The organism is Streptomyces sp. NPDC020747, from assembly GCF_044334695.1.
Taxonomy (GTDB): Bacteria; Actinomycetota; Actinomycetes; order Streptomycetales; family Streptomycetaceae; genus Streptomyces.
The window spans coordinates 152,960-172,102 of the sequence record NZ_JBIRTJ010000017.1 but is presented as its reverse complement, the minus strand read 5'-3'; the positions used below and the strand labels follow the sequence as shown (position 1 = coordinate 172,102).

At 70.3% G+C, this 19,143-nt stretch carries 18 protein-coding genes; 9 read left to right on the top strand and 9 right to left on the bottom strand.

Going from position 1 to position 19,143, the window contains the following annotated elements; translation table 11 throughout:
- Positions 1 to 77 precede the first annotated feature (77 nt).
- Both ACH4YP_RS37130 and ACH4YP_RS37125 read left to right on the top strand, forming a co-directional pair.
- A complete protein-coding gene (locus tag ACH4YP_RS37130) occupies positions 78 to 1,304 on the top strand; it encodes a cytochrome P450 (RefSeq protein WP_398495337.1) in 1,227 nt (408 codons plus the stop codon).
- A gap of 11 nt (positions 1,305 to 1,315) precedes the next feature.
- Positions 1,316 to 1,516: a ferredoxin gene (locus tag ACH4YP_RS37125; protein WP_361057492.1), complete on the top strand. Its 201-nt coding sequence runs from the start codon at positions 1,316 to 1,318 to the stop codon at positions 1,514 to 1,516.
- A 69-nt stretch (positions 1,517 to 1,585) separates the two neighbouring features.
- Here the strand turns inward: ACH4YP_RS37125 and ACH4YP_RS37120 are convergent, their stop codons facing one another.
- Entirely contained in the window at positions 1,586 to 3,217 is a 1,632-nt protein-coding gene (locus tag ACH4YP_RS37120) for an amidase (RefSeq protein WP_398495335.1), read from the bottom strand.
- A gap of 223 nt (positions 3,218 to 3,440) precedes the next feature.
- On the opposite strand from ACH4YP_RS37120, the gene ACH4YP_RS37115 reads away from it, so the two are divergent.
- Together ACH4YP_RS37115 and ACH4YP_RS37110 are read left to right on the top strand one after the other, a co-directional pair.
- Positions 3,441 to 4,133 carry a hypothetical protein gene (locus ACH4YP_RS37115; RefSeq protein ID WP_361070465.1) on the top strand — a complete coding sequence of 231 codons (693 nt, stop codon included), beginning with the start codon at positions 3,441 to 3,443 and terminating at the stop codon, positions 4,131 to 4,133.
- A gap of 731 nt (positions 4,134 to 4,864) precedes the next feature.
- Positions 4,865 to 6,145, top strand: coding sequence for an MFS transporter (locus ACH4YP_RS37110; RefSeq protein ID WP_361070468.1), 1,281 nt, complete (start codon positions 4,865 to 4,867; stop codon positions 6,143 to 6,145).
- A gap of 54 nt (positions 6,146 to 6,199) precedes the next feature.
- On the opposite strand, the gene ACH4YP_RS37105 is transcribed toward ACH4YP_RS37110, so the two are convergent.
- Both ACH4YP_RS37105 and ACH4YP_RS37100 read right to left on the bottom strand, forming a co-directional pair.
- The gene (locus tag ACH4YP_RS37105; protein WP_361070470.1) at positions 6,200 to 6,619 is read right to left on the bottom strand and encodes a VOC family protein; all 420 of its coding nucleotides are present in this window, start codon (positions 6,617 to 6,619) and stop codon (positions 6,200 to 6,202) included.
- A gap of 82 nt (positions 6,620 to 6,701) precedes the next feature.
- Positions 6,702 to 7,094: an AraC family transcriptional regulator gene (locus ACH4YP_RS37100; RefSeq protein WP_361070473.1), complete on the bottom strand. Its 393-nt coding sequence runs from the start codon at positions 7,092 to 7,094 to the stop codon at positions 6,702 to 6,704.
- 190 nt (positions 7,095 to 7,284) lie between these two features.
- Here ACH4YP_RS37100 and ACH4YP_RS37095 point away from each other — a divergent pair, with 190 nt between their 5' ends.
- From ACH4YP_RS37095 to ACH4YP_RS37080, 4 genes are all read left to right on the top strand, one after another.
- Complete coding sequence (locus ACH4YP_RS37095) at positions 7,285 to 7,911, top strand: tellurite resistance TerB family protein (protein ID WP_398495458.1); 627 nt, start codon at positions 7,285 to 7,287, stop codon at positions 7,909 to 7,911.
- 215 nt (positions 7,912 to 8,126) lie between these two features.
- Positions 8,127 to 9,050, top strand: coding sequence for an SGNH/GDSL hydrolase family protein (locus ACH4YP_RS37090; RefSeq protein WP_361070476.1), 924 nt, complete (start codon positions 8,127 to 8,129; stop codon positions 9,048 to 9,050).
- A gap of 118 nt (positions 9,051 to 9,168) precedes the next feature.
- Positions 9,169 to 10,530 carry an NAD(P)/FAD-dependent oxidoreductase gene (locus ACH4YP_RS37085; RefSeq protein ID WP_361070479.1) on the top strand — a complete coding sequence of 454 codons (1,362 nt, stop codon included), beginning with the start codon at positions 9,169 to 9,171 and terminating at the stop codon, positions 10,528 to 10,530.
- 223 nt (positions 10,531 to 10,753) lie between these two features.
- Entirely contained in the window at positions 10,754 to 11,182 is a 429-nt protein-coding gene (locus ACH4YP_RS37080; RefSeq protein ID WP_361070501.1) for a cupin domain-containing protein, read from the top strand.
- A 33-nt stretch (positions 11,183 to 11,215) separates the two neighbouring features.
- Here ACH4YP_RS37080 and ACH4YP_RS37075 read toward each other — a convergent pair whose 3' ends face one another.
- From ACH4YP_RS37075 to ACH4YP_RS37050, 6 genes are all read right to left on the bottom strand, one after another.
- Entirely contained in the window at positions 11,216 to 12,109 is an 894-nt protein-coding gene (locus tag ACH4YP_RS37075) for a Gfo/Idh/MocA family oxidoreductase (RefSeq protein ID WP_361070481.1), read from the bottom strand.
- A gap of 147 nt (positions 12,110 to 12,256) precedes the next feature.
- On the bottom strand, positions 12,257 to 14,326 hold the full coding sequence (locus ACH4YP_RS37070) for an iron ABC transporter permease (protein WP_398495332.1): 2,070 nt from the start codon (positions 14,324 to 14,326) through the stop codon (positions 12,257 to 12,259).
- 35 nt (positions 14,327 to 14,361) lie between these two features.
- Positions 14,362 to 15,342 (bottom strand): ABC transporter substrate-binding protein, encoded by a 981-nt coding sequence (locus tag ACH4YP_RS37065; protein ID WP_398495330.1) that lies wholly within the window; start codon positions 15,340 to 15,342, stop codon positions 14,362 to 14,364.
- Positions 15,339 to 16,208, bottom strand: coding sequence for an ABC transporter ATP-binding protein (locus tag ACH4YP_RS37060; protein WP_398495328.1), 870 nt, complete (start codon positions 16,206 to 16,208; stop codon positions 15,339 to 15,341). Before ACH4YP_RS37060 ends, ACH4YP_RS37065 begins: the two co-directional genes overlap by 4 nt.
- A gap of 56 nt (positions 16,209 to 16,264) precedes the next feature.
- A complete protein-coding gene (locus tag ACH4YP_RS37055; RefSeq protein ID WP_398495326.1) occupies positions 16,265 to 16,828 on the bottom strand; it encodes an MSMEG_1061 family FMN-dependent PPOX-type flavoprotein in 564 nt (187 codons plus the stop codon).
- 142 nt (positions 16,829 to 16,970) lie between these two features.
- Positions 16,971 to 17,729, bottom strand: a complete 759-nt coding sequence (locus tag ACH4YP_RS37050; RefSeq protein WP_398495324.1) for a class I SAM-dependent methyltransferase — start codon at positions 17,727 to 17,729, stop codon at positions 16,971 to 16,973.
- 138 nt (positions 17,730 to 17,867) lie between these two features.
- Between ACH4YP_RS37050 and ACH4YP_RS37045 the strand changes: the two genes are divergently transcribed.
- Positions 17,868 to 19,019, top strand: coding sequence for an acyl-CoA dehydrogenase family protein (locus ACH4YP_RS37045; protein WP_361070497.1), 1,152 nt, complete (start codon positions 17,868 to 17,870; stop codon positions 19,017 to 19,019).
- Positions 19,020 to 19,143: the final 124 nt, after the last annotated feature.

Here is a 19,143-nt window from a genome sequence, read left to right as displayed (position 1 = left end):
GTCGATGTCGCCTCATTAGATGCCCGCGGCATCTAATGAAGATCGGTACGACGCATCCTTCGTCCGCGAGGTCTTCGATGACAGACATGACGGATACGGCAGACGTGAAGCCGCTCTCGGCACCCGTCGCCTTCCCCCAGGACCGCACCTGTCCCTTCCAGCCACCCACGGGCTACGACCCCCTGCGCGCCGCCAGACCGCTCGCCCGCGTGACCCTCTACGACGGCCGGACAGCCTGGCTGGTCACCGGCCGTGACCTGGCCCGCAGCCTGCTCGCCGATTCCCGCCTGTCGTCCGACCGCCTGTGCCCCGGATTCCCGGCCACCTCGCCGCGCATCGTGGCGTTCCGCGACCGCCGGTCCGCCCTGCTGAACGTCGACGACCCCGAACACCACGCCCAGCGGCGGATGCTGGTCCCGAGCTTCACCCTCAAGCGCGCCGCCGCGTTGCGGCCGGCCATCCAGCGGATCGTCGACGAATGCCTCGACGCGATGCTCGCGCAGGGCCCGCCGGCCGAGCTGGTGAACGCCTTCGCGCTGCCCGTTCCCTCGACGGTGATCTGCGAGCTGCTCGGTGTCCCGTACGCCGATCACGAGTTCTTCGAGGAGCAGTCCCGTCGGCTGCTGCGTGGCCGGGACCTGGACGAGGTGCGGGACGCGCGCGACCGGCTCGACGGCTACCTCGGGGCGCTGATCGACCGCAAGTCCGAGTCCTCCGTCGGCGACGGTGTCCTCGACGCCCTGGTCCACGAACAGTTGCGCGAGGGCGCGGTGGACCGCCAGGAGGCGATCGCGCTGGCCACGATCCTGCTGATCGCCGGCCACGAGACGACCGCCAACATGATCTCGCTGGGCACGTACACCCTGCTCCAACACCCCGAGCGGCTCGCGGAGTTGCGGGCCGACCCCTCCCTGTGGCCCGCCGCCGTCGACGAGTTGATGCGGACGCTGTCCATCGCGGACGGGCTGCTGCGGCAGGCGACGGAGGACATCGAGGTGGACGGGACGACGATCCGCGCCGGTGAGGGCGTGGTCTTCGCGACGTCGGTCATCAACCGCGACGGGGAGGTCTACGCCGAGCCCGACGCCCTCGACTGGCACCGCCCCACCCGCCATCACGTGGCGTTCGGCTTCGGCATCCACCAGTGTCTCGGCCAGAACCTCGCACGTGCCGAAATGGAGATCGCCCTGCGTTCCCTGTTCGAGCGGGTGCCCGGGCTGCGGCTCGACGTGGCGCCGGACGAGGTCCGCTTCAAACCGGGCGACACGATCCAGGGGATGCTGGATCTGCCCGTGGCCTGGTAGGGGGTCTCCTCATGCACATCGATATCGACACGGACATGTGCATCGGCGCCGGCCAGTGCGCGATGTCCGCCCCGGCCGTCTTCACTCAGGACGACGACGGCTTCAGCACCCTCCTGCCCGGACAGGAGGACAGCGCCGACCCGATGGTCCGGGAGGCGGCCCGAGCCTGCCCGGTCGGCGCCATCAAGGTGTCGGAGTCCGCGCGACCGTGACTGCCGTGGTGGCTCCTTGGCAAGGGGCCACCACAGGCACACCGCCAACGCGTGTTCCCGTCCGTCGGATCAGAAACCGACATCGGCGTCCCGGTAGGTGGGTTGGCGGCGGACTCGGGACGCCTGCTCGTAGGCGTGGGCGAGCCGGAACAGCACCGGCTCGCTCCACGCCGTACCCATGAACGTCAGGCCGACCGGCAGGCCGAACGCGAAGCCGGCCGGGACGCTGATCGCGGGGTATCCGGCGAGTGCGGCGGGCGTCGACGAGCCGCCGCCGTAGCTGTCCCCGCGGACCAGGTCGATCTTGGCCGGTGGTCCGGTGGTCGGCATGACGAGGGCGTCCAGGTCGAAGCGGCGCAGCACCGCGTCGATGCCCTCGGTGCGCGAGAGCCGGTGGTTGGTGGCCAGCGCCTCGCGGTATTCGCGTTCGGTGAAGTCCAGCTCGTGCACCGCCTCCAGGCCGTCCTGCCGCACATAGCGCAGTTCGCGGTCGGCGTGCGCACGGTTGAACGCGATCAGCTCCGCCAGGCTGCGCGGATGGTCACCGGGGGCGGCGGCCAGGTAGGCGTTGAGTCCACGCTTGATCTCGTACGCCTGGACGACCATCGAGCTGGGCAGGTCCTCGAGCTGTTCGGCTGTCGGGATGTCGGCCGGGTCGACCACCGTCGCCCCGGCCTTGCGCAGTGTGGCGATCGCCCGCTCCGCGATCTCGTCGGCGTGGTGGCTGTAGCCGAAGTACACCGCTCGCGGTACGCCGATACGGGCACCACGCAGCCCGTCGGCGTCGAGGAAACGGGTGTAGTCGCGGTGGAAATGGCCCCGGCTCGCCTCGGTCGCCGGATCACGGTCGTCGATCCCGACGAGCGTGCCGAGCAGGATCGCGGCGTCGCGGACCGTGCGCGCGATCGGACCGACACTGTCCTGGCTCGGCACGCCCGGGATCACGCCGCCGCGCCCGACCAGTCCGACGGTCGGCTTCACGCCGACGACACAGTTCGCCGAGGCCGGGTCGATGATCGAGCCGTTGGTCTCCGTACCGATTCCGGCCACGCACAGGTTGGCCGCGGCGGCGACCGCGGTGCCTGAACTGGACTCGTTCGGTGACCGGTCCAGTTTGTAGGGGTTCCGGGTCTGGCCGCCGCGGGCGCTCCAGCCGGCATGGTGGGTGAGCGACATCCCGCCGGCCCACTCGCTGAGATTGGTCTTGCCGAGGATGACCGCACCGGCCGCGCGCAGCCTGGCCGCGACCGTGGCGTCCCTCGCAGGCCGCAGGCCCTCCAGGGCGAGTGATCCGGCCGTCGTGTGCATCCGGTCCGCGGTCTCCACCAGATCCTTGAGCAGGATGGGCATGCCGTGCAGGGGCCCACGGCGACCCCGCTCGGCGTCCAGCCGCCGGGCTTCTCGCAGTGCGTCGGGATTGACCTCGATCACCGCGTGCAGGAGCGGGTCGACGCGTTCGACGCGCTCCAGATAGTGGCGGGTGAGCTGTTCGGCGGTGAGCCGTCCGTCGTCCATCCGCCGGCGAAGCTCGCCGATGCCGAGCTCGTCCAGTTCTGTGGCCGCCGCGGGTGCCGTGTCCGCGGCTCGACCCGTGGTCGAGGCGTCGGCACGGGCGGGGGCTGCGCCGAGCCAGGGTGCGGCTGCCGCAGCGGTGCCGAGTGCGAGCACGGTGCGGCGGCGTGGGGCGTTGATTCGGTCCATTCAGCGCACGTTAGAGGCGTGGCCGAGGTTTCTCGCTCCGACTGTCCCCCGGCTCTCCGGTGAGAGCAGCCCCCGGTCTTCGCGGGGGGCCAGCCGGAACGTCGTGCACGGCAGGCCCTGCGGACCATTCCTCCACTTGTGTGGATTCAAGTTGTTTGTCTGGTGCGGGTGTTGAGTCGCGGTTAGCGTGCCTTGACCGATGTGCCTCAAGGGGGAGCAGTAGATGAGTAAGACAGGTATTCGCAGGATTCTGGCGCGACTGGGCGTCGCGCTGTTGGCGGCCACAGGACTCGTCCTGACCGGACCGAGCGCCGCCCAGGCCGGCACCGTCGTCGACATCCCGGCGCCCACGCCGGGCGGTGTCTCCATGTCGATGAAGTTCTACGGGGCCGTCGTGCCCCAGCCCTACACCCCGGACCCGGACGCCGCGTACAACGAACCGAACACCTGCCAGCTGTACTTCCGGCAGTTCGACCCGTCCTCCGGCTGTGGCGGCTTCAAGTTCGGGACCGTGCTGCACAACGTCCGCGAGCAGCCCGGCTACAAGGCGGGACTTGCCGGCACGGGCTACTTCGACGCGTATGCCGACACCGACCGCACCTTCGGCTGCCTGCGTCCTGACGGCAGCTTCGACCACTCCACGGCCTTCGTCGTCCACCAGGACCAGCGCCGTCTGTCCCCGGTCTACGTGGAGGGCGGCGCCGCCAACCTCGTCCAGCGGCTCCGGGACTACCCCGACGGCGAATACGGGCCCAACTGGTTCGTCAACTTCACCCCCATCGTGGACGTCGACTGCCCGACCGGCATGACCCCGACCCAGTACGGACTCAAGGTCAGCAACGTGCGGGTCACGATCGAGGACCCCGAGATCTTCGGTACGACGACGTGGGCCTACCCGGGGCCGTTCTACGCGTAGAACGGCCGTAGAACGTTGAGGAACCCGCGCGTACGAGGGCTTGCCGCGCCTTGAGGGGCTTGCCGGGCCCTCGTACGTCACCCGGCCGGTGGGTCCGGGACGCCCCGAACTGTCCGTCTCGCCACTGGAGTTGACATCGGCGGCCGGGCACCGGCGCGGGCGTGACGCGGTAAACTCGTGTACAGCCTGTGGTTGATTGCGCAACAAGGCGTGTGGCAAGGTCACTTCACAACCGTCGGGCGTGCCGCTTCGTACCGCAGGCCTGATTTCCCTCTTGCCCCCACTCGAGTGGAGTCCGCGTGCCCAAGAGCTCGCACCCTGGCGTGGACGGACAGCGTCCCCGTCACACCCACGCCCGCCGCCGAGCGGAGCGGCACGAGTGGGCCGACCGGCATCCCCTCGGCGCGAGGTCGCGGGAATCCCGGGGCCAGGTCCGGCGGGGCCGCGCAAACCTTCAAGGGCCCGCGCCTACGGTGCGCGGACGGCGGTGCGACGGCCGCGTATCGCGTACGAACAACGCCTGATGCCCTGCTGATCGAATGCGGAGCCTCCCGCTCGACGCGGCCGATGACGGAAACTCCCCGAGTGCCGGACGCCGCCCTGTAGAGACGGCCGCGGCACATACCTTCCGGCTTCGGGCCAAGAACCATCGACCGGGTCCTTCGTACGACGGGCCGCCAGGTCGGCCCTCTCCTTCGTTATGCCAGCGCTGACTGAAAGCACCCCACTCCGTGACCATCTCCGTTTACGAGGGCCAACCGGCCGGTCGGCACGCCGCCATTCCCCAAGGCAGCCTGCTCCGCCGGGTATACGCACCCAGAGCCTTCGACGCGCTCGCCTTCTCCATGTGCACCTACGCCATGCCGCTCCTGGTACTGGCCACGACCAAGTCCGCGTCTCTGACGGGGCTGGCCTTCGCTCTGGAATGGATACCGCGGGTGGCGGCCTTCGGCCTGGCGGGCGACCTGGTCGACCGGCGTGGGGCCGCGATCGTGTTCTTCCTCGCCTCCCTGGCACGGGCGCTGCTCGTGGCGGCGGGAGGCGTCGCCCTGTTCATGCTTCCGAGCGGGACGGCCGAAACGGTCACCGTGATGGCGCTGGCCGCCGGAACAGGTGCCCTGACACAGTTCAGTTTCATCGCCAACGAAGCCGTGGGCGCGATCGTCAGCCGGCGAACGGCAGGCCAGGCGCACAAGGTGCAGGCCGTGCTGATCGGGATCGACCAGACCGCCACGCTCACCGGGCCCGCGCTGGGGGGTGTGCTTCTGCTCGCCGGGCCGAGCCATATGCTCGTCGTCCTCGGGGTGTTGTCCGTCCTCGCGGCCTGTCTCGCCCTGCAGACCCCGCCGACACCGCTGCGGGCCTCGGCGAAGAACGGTGTGCGACGGGAAGCGGGGCTCAAGACCGGCTGGCACACGCTGAGTTCGCTGCCGGTGCTGAGCTGGCTCGTGGCCGGGCTGGTCGTCTCCAACCTCGCGCTCGGGCTGCTGCAGGCCGCCAGCCCGATCATCGTGATCGAGCGCTTCGGACTGACCTCGGCGGCCGTGGGCACGCTCTGGTCGGTGGCAGCGGCCTCCACCCTGATCGCCGTCGCGGCCTGCCGAATCGCGCTCAACCGGCTCGGCCTGTGGGGAGTCGGCGTCGTCTGTTCCACCGTCGCGGCCGCGGCTTGTCTCGCCCTGTCCCAGGCGCCCACCTACATCTCGTACGTCCTGGTCATGGCGCTCTTCATGGCCGCGGACGGCGGCCTGACCGTCGTGCTGCGCACACTGCGCTCACTCCTCATACCCCCGGCCGCCTTCGGAAGCACCCTCTCCCTGACCATCCTGCTCCTGCTGTTGCCCTTCCCGGTCGCGGGAATCGTGGTTGCTCTGACACCGTTGTCGGCGCTCCAGCACGCCATCCTGGTGTGCGGCGTACTCCAGGCCATCGCCCTGGGCCTTGCCTTTGTGCGGCTGCGGGGCGATTCGGTCCTGCACGGATCCGGCAAAACGGCCCAGATAACAGCCTGACGGAGACGCGGCCCGGGGCCGTCGGCCACGACCGGCCGGGCGCCGACACCGCTGTCAGGAGTCCTGCTCCTTCAACTGGGTGAAGCGGATGCTGTTGCCGAAGGGGTCGCGGAGTCCGCAGTCGATTCCGTACGGGCGCTCGGTGGGTTCCTCGGTGAACTCGACGCCCCGGCCCAGGAGTTTCTCGTACGTCTTGCGGCAGTCGTCGGTGGTGAAGATGAGGTGGCCGCCCATCGCCCCCTTGGTCAACAGCTCCCGCACCTGCTGCGCCGTCTCCTCGGACAGTGCCGGAGGTCCCGGCCTCTCCAGCAGGATCTGGCGGTCGGGGTGACCGGGGACGCTGACGGTCAGCCAGCGCATGAAGCCCAGGGGCACGTCGGCGTTGACCTCAAGGCCGAGCTTGCCCACGTAGAAGTCGAGGGCCTCGTCCTGGTCGAGGACGTAGATCTGTGAGTGCGTGATAGCGGTGAACATGTTCGTCACGCTATCGAGCCGGCCGGACGAAAACTTATCCAAAACTGCTCAGTCGACGGGACGCTACGGGTCGTGCGGACGGTCAGCCGCTCGGACGCGTCCACGCCATCGTGAAACACGTCGGTACGGGCGCGGCCACCGCTTCCCGTCGGTATGCCCTCGGCGACAGACCGACGATGTCGCGGAACGTGCGGCTGAAGGTTCCCGGGCTGCCGAAACCCACCTGGAAGCAGATGTCCGTCACGCTGCCGTCGGTCTCCCGCAACAGGAACATCGCACGCTCGACCCGGCGGCGCTGCAGATAGCGGTGCGGTGTCTCGCCGAACGTGGCCCGGAAGGTGCGTGTGAAGTGCGCCTGGGACACATGGGCGATCCGGGCCAGGGCCGGGACGTCCAGCGGCTGCGCGTAGCCGCGGTCCATCGCGTCCCGTGCCCGGAGCACGCGACGGTTGCTCTCTTCTGCGGCCCGACTCACGACGCCATCACACCACGGACCTGCGCGGCCCGTGGAAGAGGCCGCCGACGAGGATTGCTTTACGTTGCCTTTGCCATTCGGGAACCCTGGTGGCTGTGAGGAGCGTTCACTTGTCGCGGGGCGTGAACCAGCGCGACCGATGATCAGGACCGTACAGGCAACAGCAGAAGCCGAGGTGGCAGTAGTGGCGATGTGGGACCGGCTCAAGGACCAGGCCAAGAACCTCCAGCAGTCCCAGAGTGCCAGGGGATCAGGCGGACAGGGGCACGCTCCCTACGGGCAGGGCCAGGCCCCCTACGGGCAGGGTCAGGCGCCCTATGGACAGGGCCAGAGCGGTGGCCACGCGCCCGGTTCGTCCTCCGGCGGCTCCGGCGGCTCCAAGGCCAAGCTGGTCGGGCTGCTCAAGTCCCAGCTCGCGTCGGTCAAGACCGAGCTCAAGAGCGGCGCCTACCGGGACGCCAGCATGGCCATGTGCGCGCTCGTGGCCGCGGCCGACGGACACGTGGAGCAGGCGGAGAGGCAGCGTGTCGAGGAGCTGATCGTCTCCAACGAGGTTCTGCAGAACTTCCCGGCGGACCAGCTCCGCCAGCGCTTCAACAAGCATCTGGACCAGCTCATCGCCAACTTCGAGCTGGGCAAGGCCGAAGCGCTGCGGGAGATCGCCAAGGCGGCCAAGAAGCCGGTGGAGGCCCGCGCGGTCATCCAGACCGGCATCGTGGTCGCGGGCGCCGACGGGCACTTCGACCAGACCGAGCAGTACGCCATTCGTGACGCCTGCGCCGCCCTCGGTCTGTCACCCACGGAGTTCGGCGTCTGACAGCCGCTGCCGCCGACTTCGCCCCCTGGAGTCGGCGGCTCCGCGGAGATGGCGGCCAAGTGGTCACGCCGAAGCTGATCCACGGCGTGAACCCGTTCCTCCTGCGTCCTACGCGCCTCTGTCCTGAGGGCGAACTGGCCGGTATACAAGTTCAGTCACCGTGCAAGGGCGCGCCGTCGGCGGCCCGGCCGCGGTACCGGACCCAGGGGGCAACCTTGAAGAACCGTCGCACCCAGCACGGCAGCACGGCAACGAACCGCCGACGGGCGACCGCCGTGGGAGCGGCGGTCAGCGGCTGCGCCCTCGTCGTCGCGTCCGCGGCACCCGTCGCGGCGCACGGTGGCGGCCACGGTCACGGCCGGGGCACGGACTACGTCTCGCTCGGGGACTCCTACACCTCGGGACCGGGGATCCCGACGCAGGTGGACGCGAACTGCGCCCGCTCCGACCACAACTACCCCTCACTCGTCGCCGCGGAGCGCAGAACGTCCACGTTCAAGGACGTGAGCTGCGGAGGCGCCACGACCGAGCAGATGTGGAAGGCACAGGGGACCAACCCTCCGCAGCTCAACGCCGTCCAGCGGGACACCGACCTGGTGACCGTCCAGATCGGCGGCAACGACATCGGGTTCAGCTCCATCATCGGCACCTGCGTCCAGCTGAGTTCGCAGGACCTCACGGGGGACCCGTGCCGGCGTCACTTCACGTCCTCCGGGGTCGATCAGCTGGCGCTGAGGATCCTCGACACGGCACCCAAGATCACCCGCGTGCTGCGGGCCGTCCACGCCAGGGCGCCGCACGCCCGCGTGCTCGTCGTCGGCTACCCCGTTCTCCTGCCGGACGACGGCAGCGGCTGCTACCCCTCGGTGCCGTTCGCGGCGAAGGACTTCCCCTATCTGCGCGACACCGGCAAGCGCCTCAACCTGATGATGCGCGTGGTGGCGCGGTTGAACGGTGCCGAATACGTTGACACGTACGGACCCACGATCGGGCACGACATGTGCAAGGCCCCGGACGTCCGCTGGGTCGAACCGCTGCAACCGGCCTCGCCCGCGGCCCCGGCCCACCCCAACGCCAAGGGCGAGGCGGCCATGGCACGTGCCGTGCTGCGGAGCCTGAGCAAGGGGCACGGGCACTGACGGACCTTCCGGGCGGAGTGCGGTCCGCTCGCCTCATCGGGGGATCACCACGTGCGAAGGGGGGACTCAGGGGGCAGAGGGACCGTGGGAAGTCAGAACGTGCGCGGCCGGTGAAGGGATGGACATCGTGGTACGACCGAAGATCCTGGTGGTGGGAGCGGGCTTCGCGGGAGTCGGGTGCGTCCGGCGCCTGGAGCGCAAACTCGGATCCGACGAGGCCGACGTGGCGCTGGTGACACCGGTCTCCTACCAGCTCTACCTACCGCTGCTCCCACAGGTCGCCTCCGGAGTGCTGACCCCGCAGTCGATCGCCGTGTCGCTGCGCCGCAGCCGTAAGTACCGCACCCGCATCATCCCGGGTGGTGCCATCGGTGTGGATCTGAAGGCCAAGGTCTGCGTCGTCCGCAAGATCACGGGCGAGATCGTGAACGAGCGGTACGACCACATCGTGCTGGCGCCGGGCAGTGTCACGCGCACCTTCGACATCCCGGGCCTCACGGACAACGCCCGCGGCATGAAGACGCTCGCCGAGGCCGCGTACCTCCGTGACCACGTCATCTCGCAGCTCGACCTCGCCGACGCCAGCCAGGACGAGGCCGAGCGGGCGGCGCGGCTGCAGTTCGTGGTGGTCGGCGGCGGCTACGCCGGTACGGAGACCGCCGCGTGCCTGCGACGCCTGACGCACAACGCCGTCAAGCGCTACCCGAGGCTCGACCCGAAGCTGATCAAGTGGCACCTGATCGACATCGCACCGAAGCTCATGCCCGAACTGGGTGACAAGCTCGGCCGCAGCGCCCAGGAGATCCTGCGCAAGCGGGGCATCGACATCTCGCTGGGCGTCTCCATCGCGAAGGCGGGCCCCGACGAGGTCACCTTCACCGACGGCCGGGTGGTGCCGACCCATACGCTGATCTGGACCGCCGGAGTCGCGGCGAGCCCGCTCATGGCCACCCTGGGCACCGAGACGGTCAAGGGGCGGCTCGCGGTCACTTCGGAGATGTCCCTGCCCGGCCACGACGGCGTCTTCGCGCTCGGCGACGCCGCCGCCGTACCGGACGAGGCCAAGGACACGGAGGGCGCCGTCTGCCCGCCGACCGCTCAGCACGCGATGCGCCAGGGCAAGCACGTCGCCGACAACGTCATCGCGTCGCTGCGCGGGCAGCGGATGACCCCGTACGTCCACAATGATCTGGGACTGGTCGTGGACCTCGGTGGCCTCGACGCCGTGTCCAAGCCGCTCGGGTTCGAGCTGCGCGGCCTGCCCGCCCAGGTCGTCGCCCGCGGCTATCACTGGTCGGCGCTTCGCACCAATGTGGCGAAGGTCCGGGTGGCGACGAACTGGGCGCTGAACGCGGTGGCCGGTCACGACTTCGTGGGCACCGGACTGCTGTCCCGTTCGTCCGCGAAGCTGCGGGACTTCGAGCACGCGAACGCGTACCTGACCCCGGAGCAGATCCGGGAGCGCACCGAGACCGGGTGACGCGAGGGGCGCGAGCGTACGATGCCCGGCGGGGACGCAAGCCGCCCGGCGGGCACACGAGTGGCCCGGAGAGATCCGGGCCACTCGTGTGTGGACGGCGATGCACGGGGGCAGTGAGCTTTTCGGGCCCAAGTCGGCGTAAGGGCCGACGAGTTGGCCGATCCGGAGGGGGATTCCCGTGAGCAGCACGTCTCGGCTGGGCAAGGTCCGCAGAACGTTCGTCATGACCGGCTGCGCGGTCGCACTGGTCTTCGGCTCGACGTCCGCGCTCGCCACTCCCGGCAGCGGGGTCACCGGCACGATCCTCGCCCAGGGCACCTCGGCCGGAACACTGAAGGTCAAGGCCAAGGGGCGTACGGACGTCATCGTCCGGTCCATCACCATCGCGCCGGGCGGCACGACCGGCTGGCACTACCACCCGGGTCAGCTCATCGCCGTCGTCAAGTCGGGCACGCTCACCCGCACGTTGCAGGACTGCTCGGTGGAGGTCAGCCACACGGGCACCTCGTTCATCGAGCCGGCCGGGTCCCGTCACGTCCACGTCGGCCGCAACCTCGGGACCGAGCCGGTCGAGTTGTACGTCACCTACCTGGTGCCCAAGGGCAGCCCGTTGTCGCTCGACGCGGACGCTCCGGCGTGTGCCGGGAGTTAGGCACACGCCGGAGAATTCAGGTCCGTAGTGCGCTCAGCGCACCTGGGGGGCGGTGTCGAGCTGGGATTCGGCATCGGTGAGGATCTCCGTCACCCGCAGGCCGAAGGCGGCGTCGCACGGATGCGGGCGGCCGGTGCGGGCGGCTTCGAGGAGGGCGTCGGCAGCCCGGGTGAGCGCCTCGACCGCCCCTTCGGCGGACCCGGGCAGGACGGTCACCCCGGCCTTGCCGCGCAGCTCGACGGCGGCCCCGGCGGCCGCGGGCGGGGCGGTCAGGCTGAGAGTCAGGGTGCTCGACGCCCCGCCGGCGTGGTGGAGCACGAGGTGCACGGTGTCCTTGGGGCCCCGCGCGGCGGCGGCCACCCGCTCGACATCGCCGAGAACCGGCATCAGCACGGACAGGGCGTGCGGGCCGACGTCCCAGAGGCCGCCCTTCTCCTGCCGCCACGGCGACGCGGCGAACGGGCTGTCACTGGTGAACACGGCGCCGAGCCACTCCGCGCGGGCCGTGAACCAGCCCTCCGTAGCGGCCTGTTCGGCGATCCAGGCCTGGATCTCGGGCTGGAAGCGGCTGGTGAAGAAGACGACCGAGGCGACGCCCGCCTTCTCGACCGCCTCGACGACGGCGCGTCCCTCCTCCACGGTCGCCGCGAGAGGCTTGTCGAGCAGCAGATGGCAGTTCGCCCGCGCGGCGCGCGCCGCGAGCGGGGCCTGCACGGACGGTGGCAGGGCGACGGCGACGGCGTCCACCTCGGCGAGGAGGGCGTCGACATCCTCGTACGCGCGCGTCCCATGACGGTCGGCCAGGGCCTTGGCCGCGTCGGCACGCCTGCCCCACACGCCCACGAAGTCCAGTTCGGGATGCCCGCTCAAGGCGGGAGCGTGAGCCATGTCGGCCCAGGGCCCAGTACCGAGCAGTCCGATGCGCATGCCGCCACCTCTCGTCGTGCCTGTCTATTACGGCGGGCGCCGTCCGTGATCGTCCGGCGCCACCCGGAGTGAGCTTTTCACGCAGGCCCGGACGCTGCCCAGCCCCGTCCACCGCGCTGGACACCGTGAGGACGCGGTCCGGCGGCGCTAGCGCCGGCTGCGTACCAGCAGATACAGGAAGTACGGCGTGCCGATGACCGCCGTCATCAGGCCGGCGCCCAGTTGGGCGGGGGCGATGACCGTCCGGCCGAGGAGGTCGGCCGTGCAGACGAGCGCGGCGCCGAGAAGGACGGCGACCGGCACCACCCGTACGTGCCGTCGGCCCACGAGGGCACGTGCCGCGTGCGGGGCCACCAGGCCTACGAAGCCGATGGTGCCGGCCGAGGCGACGGCGGTCGCGCTGAGCAGGACGCTCACCACCAGGAAGCCGAGCCTGGCCGGGGACAGCCGCAGACCGAGGAGCCGCGGTGTGTCCGCGTCCAGCGAGATGAGGTCCAGCTCGGTGCGCCGGGCGACCGCGACGACAAGGCCCATCACCAGCACGAGCGCGACGGGCAGGACGTCCGGCATGGTCCGGCCGTACGTCGAACCGGACAGCCAGGTCAGCGCCTTGGTGGCGTTGAACGGGTCGGTGAGCACGATGAGCAGGCTGACCAGTGCCGTCGTACCGGCGGCCATGCCGATACCGACGAGGACCAGCCGGTTCTGCTGGTAGCCGCCCCGGGCGGCGAGCCCGAAGACGATGACAGAAGTCACCGCGGCGCCCGCGAACGCGGCCCCCGCGACACTCCAGGTGCCGGCGACGGGCACGGTGGTGACTAGGAGTACGGCGCCCAGCGCGGCTCCGCCGGACACCCCCAGCACCCCCGGCTCCGCGAGCGGGTTGCGGGTCACGGCCTGCACCAGCGTGCCTGCCAGGGCGAGCGCCGCGCCCGCGCACAGGGCCGCGAGCACCCGGGGCATCCGGGTGTCGAGGACGAAGGACACGGTCCGACCGGCCCGCCCCTGCGCCCAGTTCACGACGTCGCCGAGCAGGAGCTTGCTGTCGCCCAGCAGCGCGCCGGCGATCGTGACGCCGACGACCACGGCGACGAGGGCGGCCAGCGTGACCAGGAACGCCGTCCGGCTGGGGATGCGAAACCGGTCCGGTGCCTCGGCTCCGGCCGTGTCCCGCAGCCGCAGGGCCATCACCACCAGGAACACGGCGCCGATGAGGCTGGTGACGACGCCGGTGGGGACGGCGACCGCCGTGTCCGAAGGTACGAGAGCCCGCAGCAGCACGTCCGACCCGAGGACGAGCCCAGCGCCGACCACGCCGGCCACGGGCAGGTTCGTACGAGTGCGGACAAGTCCCCGGAACCGGCGGGCGAGCGGACGCACCAGGGCCGGTGCGCACAGGCCGACGAAGCCGATGGGCCCGGCGAGCGTGACCGCCGCCGCGGACAGCAGCGTCGCCAGTACGACCACGGTGACGCGGGTGGCGCGGACCGGGACGCCCAGTCCGCGCGCGGCGTCGTCACCGAGGGCGAGTGCGTCGACCCGACGGGCGGTCAGCAGCAGGCCGACGACTCCGACCAGGGCGACGGGCAGCAGCTGCAGGACGCCGTCGAAGCCGTTCTGGCTGATGCTGCCCTGGTTCCACTGGTAGAGGCCCTCGGTCTGCTCGGGGAACAGCAGGAGCAGGCTCTCCGTCATGGAGGTCAGGCCCAGCGCCAGCGCGGTGCCGGCGAGGACCAGTCGTACGGTGCCCGTACCGAGGCCTGACAGGGCGAGTACGACGGCCGCGGCCAGGAGCCCGCCGGCGAAGGCGACCCCGGAGGAGGCGAGCAGCGGGAGCGAGACGCCGGTGGCGCCGACCAGCCCGAGCGCCAGATACGAACCGGCGTTCACCGCGAGGGTGTCGGGAGCGGCGAGCACGTTGCGGCTGACGGCCTGCAGCACGGCGCCCGCCACGCCGAGGATGACGCCGACCAGGATGCCGGCGGTCATCCGCGGCAGCCGGGAGGCGATCACGACGGACGCGTCGGACGGATCGGCCTGCCCGGTCAGGGCCTTGAACACCTCGGCCGGTCCGACGGCTGCGGTGCCCTGGGTGATGTCGACGACGGCGAGGACGGCGACCAGGATGACGAGCCCGGCCGCCACCGCGGCCGCGCCCGTCCGGGACGCGGCCGTCGGCGGACCGGTGACGGCGGGGGGCGTTGCGGTGACGGTCATGGCTTCGTCTGCTTCGACAGTTCTTTCCGGGTCGTCTACTTGGTCAGCGCGTCGACGACGGCGTCGATGTACGCCTCCATCGACTCGGGACCGCCGAACATCCAGATGCCGTCGGGCAGTCGGTGCACCTTGTCGGCCTTCACGAAGGGCAGGGACTTCCATACGGCGTTCTTCGCGAGCGCGCCGGTGAAGGGCGTGCTGCCCTTGTCGCCGTCGTTGCCTATGTAGGCGAACTGGACGTCCTTGGGCAGACCGGTGAGGCCTTCGACGTCGGTGGTCCCGAGGCCGTAGGCGGCGTCGCCCTTGATCTTCCAGGCGTTCTTCAGGCCGATCCGCTCGTTGACGGCACCGATGAGCGAGCCGCTGGTGTACGGGCGCAGGGAGACCTGGTTGGAGGTGACGTAGCCGTCGGCGAAGGCGAGGTCCGTGCCGTCGAGACCGGCGTCGGCCAGGGCCTTTTTGCCCTCGGTGACCTTGGCCTCGAAGTTCGCACGGGCCGTCCTGGCCTTGTCCGTGGTGCCGGTGGCCTTGGCGATGAGATCGAGGTTCTCCAGCATCTGACCGACCTGGTCCGAGGCGTCGGCGGACTTGATGCCCAGCACCGGGGCGATCTTCCGCAGTTGCTTCACGGCCGCGGGCGGCAGGTCGGAGGAGGCCACGATGAGGTCGGGGGAGAGGGCGGCGACGGTGTCCATGCTCGGCTCGCCGCGCGTGCCGATGTCCTTCGGCTCGTTCTTCAGCGGGACGGCGGTGTCCCAGGTCTTGTAGCCCTTGACGTCGGCGACGCCCACGGGGTCGACACCGAGGGTGATGAGGCTCTCGACCTCGTTCCACTCGGTGGCGACGACCTTGGTGGCCGGGCCGTCGAGCTTGAGCTTCGCGCCGGTGCCGTCGGTGAGGGTGATGGCCTCCGACTTCTTCTCGGACTTGTCCGCGACGGGCTCGGTGGTGCCGCAGGCGGCAAGGGCGAGTGCGGCGGCGGTGGTGGCGGCCGCGGTGAGCAGGAGGCGTCTCATGAGGTGGTGCCGAGCCTTTCGGTTCGAGTGATTCGTGTGTGGTGGCGGCCGATCGGGCGGGTGCGCAGTCGGCCGGTGAGGGGGTCTGTGTCGACGTCGATCCGGATGCCGTAGACGGTGGTCAGGCGTTCCGGCGTGAGGACGTCCTCGGGCAGGCCGTCGGCGACGATCCGGCCCGCTTCGAGCAGCGCGATCCGGTCGGCGACGGCCGCCGCCTGGTCGAGGTCGTGCAGGACGACGCCGACGGCGATCCCGTGGTCGTCGGCCAGGTCGCGGATGAGGTCGAGGAGTTCGACCTGGTAGCGCAGGTCGAGATAGGTGGTCGGCTCGTCCAGCAGCAGTACGCCGGTCTCCTGGGCGAGGCAACCGGCGAGCCACACCCGCTGCAACTGACCGCCGGACATCTGGTCGGCGCCCCGGTCGGCGAGGTCCGTGACACCGGTCAGGGCGAGCGCCCGGTCGACCGCGGCCGACGCGTCCGGATCGGGCCGGCCGAAGCGGCCCCGGTACGGGTAGCGGCCGAACTCGACCACGTCCCGCACGGTCAGTCCGCTGGGCGTGGGGCGGCCCTGGGTGAGCAGGGCGACGTGGCGTGCGAACTCACGGGCGCTCAGGGCGAGGCCGTCGGTGTCGCCGTCGATCCTGAGCGTGGCGTGGCGGCCCCGCTGCAACCGGGCGATCGTCCGCAGGAGCGTCGACTTGCCGCTGCCGTTGGGGCCGACCAGAACGGTCACCTCGCCGGGCCGGAGCGTGACCTCGGCGTCGTGTACGACGTCGACGCCGTCGTACGACACGGTCACACCCGTGGCCGACAGTTCATGACCGCGCAGACGAGGGGTGTCGGCTGCCTCTTCACCAGATCTCACGCGGTGAAGGTTAGCCTAACCTAAATTGATCTTGAAGGGGGTGTCTCGGTACCGGCTCAGCCGGTCTGCCACGACGCCGGATTCCACACGCCCGAGCGGCGCAGCGACTGCGGGCAGTGCAGGTAGATCTCGTCGATCTCCAGGACCAGGGCCAGCGTGGGGCGCTGGTCGTCCAGCTTCATGGCGTCGAAGAACGGGGCATCGGTGAGGATGCGGGCCCGGCCGTTGACCCGCAGGACTTCTTTGCTGCCGGGTATCAGGTACAGCAGGCCGGCGTGCGGGTTGTCGAGGATGTTGTGGAAGCTGTCGCCCCGCCGGTTGCCCGGCCGGTCGGGCAGTGCGAGCGTGCCGGAGTCGATGACGTACGTGAAGCCCGGGGCGTCTCCGCGAGGTGAGACGTCACAGTTGCCGCGTGCGTCGGAGGTGGCCAGCAGGCAGAAGGGCGAGCGGGCCAGTATGTCCCGGTCCTTGTCGGTGAGTTGGTCGTGAACCTTCTCGATCACTATGGGCCAGGGCTCGCCCAGCAGTTCACGCAGCTCGGCGCTCGACCCCAGCTCGACCCAGCCCTCCTCGGTCGCCGCGTCCGGCCCGTTCCCGGCGGTATCGATCGTGTGCGGCAAGGTCGACTCCCAACGTGCGTACGTTCAGCGAGCAGTTGCGTATGGAACATCATTCGACGTTAGGCTTACCTTACTTTGCGGTCCGGGCGTGACCGCCGCGGTGCGTGGGGCTGCCTTCGTGCCCTGGGGTTCCAGGCTCTGGTCAGGCCTGAGAGGTGGCCGGTCGCACGACGGTCAGGCCGCACAGGTACGGCTCGTCGAGCTCGCCGTCGGCGAAGAGCCGCGCCGGCGCGGTGCGGTTCGCGCCGAGGAGTCCGGCCCGCTCGGCGGGGTCCATGACCACGAAATGCGAGTGCGTGCCGAGGTTGCGGATGTGCTCCTCGACGGTGATCCGGCGCGACCAGGCGATCTCTCGGGTGGCGACCCGGACCGGAAACGGGGCGAACAGATTGGCCACCGTCGTCGGGAAGCCGCGGGTGAAGGGCGCGAGCCGTTCCTCCTCCGCCGCGACCCAAGGGACGCTGATGTCGGCCTGGTTCCACCACAGGGCCAGTACGCCGTGGGGGCGCAGTGCGCGCAACGCCTCGGGGACGGAGAGGGCCGGGTCGGTCCAGTGCCAGGCCTGCGCGTAGGCGATCACGTCGAGACTGCCGACGGCGAAGGGCAGGCGGTTCCCCTCGCCCCGCACCAGCGGAACCTCGGGCTCGGCCCGTCGCAGCTCCGCGGCCATGCCGGCGCCCGGCTCCATCGCGACGACCCGGGCGCCCCGCTCGCGCAGCAGCCGGGTGGCGATTCCGGTGCCGGCCCCGCGGTCCAGCACGTCGGCGCCCGCCAGTGGTCGGCCGGCGAGCTCCTCCACGGCGTCGAAGAGGGCTGGTGGATAGTCGGGGCGGGTGACTGCGTACTGCGCGGCAACGGTGTCGAAGGATCGGGCGCGGGCCTGGTTCGCGTGTAATGCCATGCCTGCGATCTTGCCGGGCGGAGGGCGGAACTGTCAGCAGTCGACACAGCCCTCGTCCGTGAGTACCCGTCCCCCTCCTCATCCGCTAACATAGAATAATTAGGTAGATGAATAGGCTAGTGGTGGCGAGGAGTGGCCGTGGACTTCGGGCTGACCGACGAGCAGGACATGTTGCGCGCGACGGCACGGCAGTTCGTCGCCGATGTGTGCCCGGCCGAGAAGGCGAAACAGTGGGACGAGGAGGGCGTCGTGCCGCCCGAGCTGTTCCGGGGCATGACCGAACTCGGGTGGTTCTCGCTGCCGTTCAGCGAGGAGGAGGGCGGCGACGGCGGGGGACCGCTCGAACTCGTCCTGATCGCGGAGGAGCTCGGGCGGGCCAGTTTCGACGTCGCCATGTGCTACATCGGCGTACTCATCCCGGGAATCACCGTGTTCCGGTGGGGCGACGAGGCGCAGCGCGACTTCATCCGCAAGCAGGTCATGACCGGACGCCACCGGCTCGCCGTCGGCCTCAGCGAGCCGGACAGCGGCTCCGACGCCGCCGCGCTGCGCACCACCGCGGAGGACCACGGCGACCACTTCCTCGTCCGCGGCCAGAAGGCATGGTGTACGGGCGGCGGGCTGCCCGACACGACCATCGCGACCTATGTGCGCACGGGGCCCCGCGAACCCAAGCACGGCGGCATCAGCCTGCTGCTCGTCGACCCCGCGACCGACGGCGTCGAAGTACGCCGCACACCCACACTGGCCCGGCACATCCTGGGCACCAACGAGGTCTTCTTCAACGACGCCCTCGTACCGAAGGAGAACCTCGTCGGGCCGCGTGACGAGGGCTGGAAGGTCATGCTCTCCAACATCGAACTGGAGAAGGTGATCATCAGCGGAGGGTATCTGGGCGCCGCACAGGCGACGTTGGACGAGATGCTGGAGTACGCGCGCACCCGGCACGCCTTCGGCCGTCCGATCGGGAACTTCCAGGCACTCGCCCACGCGATGGCCGATCTGCAGACCGAGATCGACTCCGCCCGGCTGCTCGCGTACCGCGCCGCCTGGCTGCTCGCGCAGGGCAAGCCGTGCACGCGTGAGGGCTCGATGGCGAAGCTGAAGGGCTCGGAGACGTACGTGGCCGCCGCCCGGCTCGGCATGCAGGTCTGCGCGGGGCACGGGTTCTCGACCGAGAGCGTGATGAGCTTCCGCTACCGCGAGTCGATCGTCGCCACCATCTCCGGCGGGACCAGCCAGATCCAGCGCAACGGGATCGCCCGCAGCATGGGCCTGCGGTCCTACTGACGTCTACTGACCCGACCGCCCCTGCAGTCCCCGGACGCGGTGGGCGAATCCGGCGGACGGCCGACAAGTGGTGCGAGAGTCCCAGCGACACGCCGCGCTTACGGCGTGTCGCTGGGACTGTGCG